Origin of the sequence: Bradyrhizobium sp. PRIMUS42, assembly GCF_023006515.1 — a bacterium.
In the GTDB taxonomy this organism is placed as follows: Bacteria; Pseudomonadota; Alphaproteobacteria; order Rhizobiales; family Xanthobacteraceae; genus Bradyrhizobium.
Map to the genome: position 1 here is coordinate 1 of NZ_JALBGZ010000999.1, position 1,776 is coordinate 1,776.

3 protein-coding genes are annotated in these 1,776 nt (G+C 61.6%); all 3 read right to left on the minus strand.

What is annotated here, in order from left to right; translation table 11 throughout:
* Nucleotides 1-304 precede the first annotated feature (304 nt).
* Nucleotides 305-811 (minus strand): hypothetical protein, encoded by a 507-nt coding sequence (locus MOV75_RS36755; protein ID WP_246927808.1) that lies wholly within the window; start codon nucleotides 809-811, stop codon nucleotides 305-307.
* A 186-nt stretch (nucleotides 812-997) separates the two neighbouring features.
* On the minus strand, nucleotides 998-1,279 hold the full coding sequence (locus tag MOV75_RS36760; RefSeq protein WP_246927806.1) for a hypothetical protein: 282 nt from the start codon (nucleotides 1,277-1,279) through the stop codon (nucleotides 998-1,000).
* 296 nt (nucleotides 1,280-1,575) lie between these two features.
* A partial coding sequence (locus MOV75_RS36765; RefSeq protein WP_247007833.1) for a helix-turn-helix domain-containing protein occupies nucleotides 1,576-1,776 on the minus strand: 201 nt, incomplete at its 5' end.

The window sequence follows — 1,776 nt, forward strand, 5'->3', positions numbered from 1 at the left end:
TACCAGACGCCGCGCCACGGCGGCCGAGGCCGCCCCCGCGAGGCCCCTGGATGCCGCCGCCCTATATGGCGGACCCTTATTACGGCGATCCGGATTGGTGAGTTCGCAAGGCGCGGACTTGTTTCTCGCACGCGCGAGCGGATGACGGCGGTTGGCAAACGAGCGTAGCCGGACGAGCGACTTGTCCGCCGTAGCTCGAAGAGCGAAGGCGGAAGCGACATCCGGGGGGAATGCTTCGGCAGCAAAGCCCCGCCTATATCGCTCCGCTCGTCCGGCCTATCAACCAGCTACGCTCTACGCTCGCTCACCGTATCTCGCTCATCGTCACCTCGGCCGCGATCCCCGTCAGCTCGGGCTCTTGCGGCGCAAGCTCCTCATCGGAAGATGGGCCAACCGAGACTTCAGCCATTCTGCGTTTGACCTGTTCGCAGGTCTTGCGCACGTCTTCGGTGAACAGCGCGCATTCTTCGATGCGCTTGAAGATCTTCCGTCCCTCTTCACGATACCCCGCCGCCGTTTCTCGCATGAAGGCGATCGCATCATGAACCTGGGCCGTCAGCGCCTCGCATTTTTGCGCCGCGTCGATCAACTCGGTTCCCATGGCCTCGATCTCTTTTGCAGCGGACTCATAGTCGCGAACGACCGCTTCCGCGCTGAGCGCACCGACGCGCGACACGCCCGCGGTGTGCTCGACGTAATCAGGCAGATTGATTGAAGTAATGGAGCTCCCCGACCGGATCGACGTGATGTCCGCTTCGAGTTGGACCAAATTCACTCCGTCCCGTCTGTGCAATTGTTCGACACTTGCCATGACTTATCCTCCCGATACGCGCCCAGAACCCCAAACAGCATTGGGTTTATTACGGGGATAAGTGTCGATCTACCTCGATGTACTCTTGACAGTCTCCACTTTGCCATTTTTTCCTGATCGTCAACTCCGCACGCAGGGATGACGAGCCATCAAACTTCAACTTGTCCGCGTACCGGATGGAGGACCTCACCACCAATACGGCCAGCGCCATCCTTCATAGCGCACGTATGACGGCACCAGCGGCGGGCCGTAGGGATCGACCCGGTCATCCTCCGGGCGATAACGATAGCGTGGAACGATGTTGTAATCCCACGGCGTCGGTCTCAGCACGGGTGCAGTGACGATGAGCCGCTCTTGCGGTGCGCGAACGACGACGGCTTTCCGCGTGCGGGCTTCGGCGCCTGATGTTGCAAGGCTGCACAGCACGAGGGCGGTTCCGAGTGCACAGGCGACGGTCATTTTTGTCATGCATTGGTCTCCTTCGCGCGAAGAGTGCAAAAGGACGCGTGGCAAGGCAAGCGAATTTCGCGCGACTTTGCGGGGATGACCGATGACGGCTTTGGTTGCCTCTCCACCGTCATTGCGAACGCAGCGAAGCAATCCAGAAATGTTTTCCGCGGCGGCAGCCTGGATTGCTTCGCTGCGCTCGCAATGACGGGGAGAGCGTAGCCCGGAAGGAGCGCGGCGAAATCCGGGACCAGTGTGCCTTGTTGTAACATCCCGGATTGCGCTTCGCTCCATCCGGGCCACGAAGGCTACGAACCTTACGCCGCGTCGACGCCCTCTGGCACAGGACCCGCAACGAGCCCGTCGAGACCGACCATCAGCAAATCGGCGATGTGCATCAGCTGGTACAGCGGAATGTCCGCCTCGCCCTGCTCGGCCGATGCCACGAAGGCCGGCGTGACGCTGAGGCGCTCGGCGAGCTGGCCTTGCGTGTAGCCGCGGCTCTCGCGCGCGGCTTT